Source organism: Microcystis sp. M53598_WE2, assembly GCF_030067735.1.
In the GTDB taxonomy this organism is placed as follows: Bacteria; Cyanobacteriota; Cyanobacteriia; order Cyanobacteriales; family Microcystaceae; genus Microcystis; species Microcystis aeruginosa.
Genome location: NZ_JASJFE010000527.1, coordinates 1 through 2621, shown reverse-complemented (window position 1 = coordinate 2621; position 2621 = coordinate 1). Strand labels below are relative to the sequence as shown.

Below are 2621 nucleotides of genomic sequence, written 5' to 3'. Positions count from 1 at the left end.
CCTAATTAAGACAGGTAAATGAGTCAATTTCACCCACAACGATGATCTTTTTTTTGTGTAGTTTTATTGCAAAAAAAAAGTTTTTTTGACAAAAAGCACAAAGTATGCTGCGGTCTAGCGGATTTCTAGCTGCGAGTAATTATCTAACAGCAGAGGTCGCATAAAACCGCCATAATTCTCATCATCTGTACCGATAAAGACTTCTACTTTACCTCTAGGAGATTCTCTGGTAGTCACCGCTTCCACTTTGGAGCCGTCGATTTCTGCAATTTTTTGGGGATTAGGGGCAATAATTAGGCTATTATCGGCTGTAACTTGACCGATACGGTAAACAGCACTTCTAAACACTCCCGCACTATCTGGATCGTCAGCGGAAGCTATGTAGATATTACCTTGCTTATCTACGGCTAAATCGGAGATGAGGCGAATATTTTTACCACTACCAAAAGGACTCCGAAAAGTTACCGACTGAAATTCCCCGAATTTTAAGGGATTGAAGGAGATATCCGTCCAGCGAATCTTTGTACTCTCTTGACTATCGGCCCGTTCTGCGTAGATAAATAGATAACGATCGCCTTGCCGACTAACAGCGATCGCCTCTACATTTTCCACCGCGATCGGCCAATTTATTTGCTCAACTATCTTGACTTTTTGCTGGTTATATGCTACTAAAAATAGTCTTTGAAAAGGTTTTTTCTCGCCACTTTCAGCCAACAAAAATAAATTAGTTTCTGGGATAGAAGTAATACTTTCGAGATCGTTACTCAATCCCTCTGGATTTGGCCAATCTACCCTTAAAACCTGCCATAATAGCGGTTTTTCCTCTGTAGGCAGCTGTAAAAGACTCAGCCTTGGTTGAGATGGATCACTGTTTTTGCCCTTATTTTTGGCATCGTGAACCCCTAGAAAAATATCCGCTTCTACCCAAGCTAAACCACTGAGATCCGGGAGATAAGTATCCAGTCGTCTCGATTCTTGGGCAAAAGAGACTTGAACGGCCGAAAAAAAGAAAACTAGGACTAAAATCGCTGAAAAAACAGTTTTTAATCGGCTATTCTTGCTAAAAAATGCTCTCTTCTCTAACACCTATTCCCTAACTCCCAATATCACTGAATTAACTCCTCCACCACCCGATTTAAACCGACGGAATGGGAAGCTTTACATAAAATGCGATCGCCGAAATCGATCACTTCCTTTAAACGATTAATTAAATCTGCGTGAGTTTGAAAACATTCGCAATCGACCGCAGTAGCCGCCTCAGCAATAAACTTAGCTTCCGGGTCATCTACCAAGACAAACAAGCGATCTATGCCTAGTTTTTGCACCCTCTCACCGACTTGGCGATGTAATTGCTCCGAAAAAGACCCTAACTCCTTCATCGTGCCTAAAACAGCAATATGACGCTGACCGGGGGTAGCTTTCAGTAAATCCAAGGCCGCTAACATTGATTCTAGACCCGCGTTATAGGTTTCATCGAGGAGTAGGATATCGGTTGCTAATTGGTAACGTTTGGCCCGACCACTGGGTAAATTAACTTTAATTCCCTCTTGCAAAGAAGTCCAATCGATGCCTAAAATTTTCGCTACGGCCAAGGCCGCCATAAAATTTAAAGCATGATGACGACCGGATAAAGGTAAGTTAAAATCTAGTCCATTTACTCGTAAAGTAGTTAAATCCAGTAATTCCCCGACTATATCGCCGCCAGAGAAGCCATAGGTAATTGTTTCCCCCTGCCATACCCGTTTAGCTGTTTCGGTAAGTAAAGGGTGATCGTAGTTAAGAACAGCTATACTACTAGAAGGCGACTCGGCCAATAACTCGCATTTGGCCTCTGCGATCGCTGCTTCCGACCCTAAACGACCGATGTGAGCAGTTCCCACATTAGTAATCACCGCGATCGTCGGTCGGGTGATTTGAGCGAGCAGGGCAATTTCTCCCCGTCCCCGCATTCCCATCTCGATTACGGCACTATTGTGAGTTTCATCCAGTTCGAGGAGAGTTTTCGGCACTCCGATCTCATTGTTATAATTAGCCAGGGTTTTATGTACCTTTCCCTGGGTTGCTAATACCGAAGCGATTAATTCTTTAGTCGTGGTTTTCCCCACCGATCCCGTAATAGCAATCACGGGTATAGTAAATTGATTCCGCCACCAATGGGCTAATTGCTGATAGGTTTCTAGGGTATTATGGACTAGGAATACAGGAATATTACTAGAGGAATTTACCGAAACTGGCTGATCGACAATCAAGGTTGCCGCTCCTTTTTCGATAGCCATATCGATAAAATCATGACCATTAAAATTATCACCTTTTAAGGCCAAAAATGCTTGTCCTGACTCAATACTACGGCTATCAGTATTAATGCCAGATACTAAACTATCGGGACTAAAACTTATGTCACCATTATCTTGTAAGGACAATAATTGAGCTAGTTGATTGAGGGATAAATGACAGGCCATAGACAATAAAAATACTTAGGATTAACATACTCCCACCGTCAAGCTACGCTGTGACGGGGGATTCTTTCCACATCGCTGTTAGAAATTCCTTGTTCAACGAGACAACTTAGATTCTCAATGTCTCCACTGAAAATCCAGAGGTCGGACTCTCCCAAGGCGTTT

At 42.7% G+C, this 2621-nt stretch carries 2 protein-coding genes and 1 pseudogene; all 3 read right to left on the bottom strand.

Translation table 11 applies throughout. From position 1 onward, the window contains the following. Positions 1 to 114: 114 nt before the first annotated feature. The gene (locus PX636_RS10710) at positions 115 to 1086 is read right to left on the bottom strand and encodes a hypothetical protein (RefSeq protein WP_002795591.1); all 972 of its coding nucleotides are present in this window, start codon (positions 1084 to 1086) and stop codon (positions 115 to 117) included. Positions 1087 to 1106: 20 nt separating this feature from the next. Continuing rightward, on the bottom strand, positions 1107 to 2459 hold the full coding sequence (locus PX636_RS10705; protein WP_002795590.1) for a UDP-N-acetylmuramoyl-tripeptide--D-alanyl-D-alanine ligase: 1353 nt from the start codon (positions 2457 to 2459) through the stop codon (positions 1107 to 1109). Positions 2460 to 2497: 38 nt separating this feature from the next. Then, positions 2498 to 2621: pseudogene (locus tag PX636_RS10700) on the bottom strand (zinc ribbon domain-containing protein); the annotation flags it as partial.

Bases quoted from the DNA above. Each gene is read 5' to 3' on its own strand.
- PX636_RS10705 (WP_002795590.1), bottom strand. From the start codon at position 2,459: ATGGCCTGTCATTTATCCCTCAATCAACTAGCTCAATTATTGTCCTTA.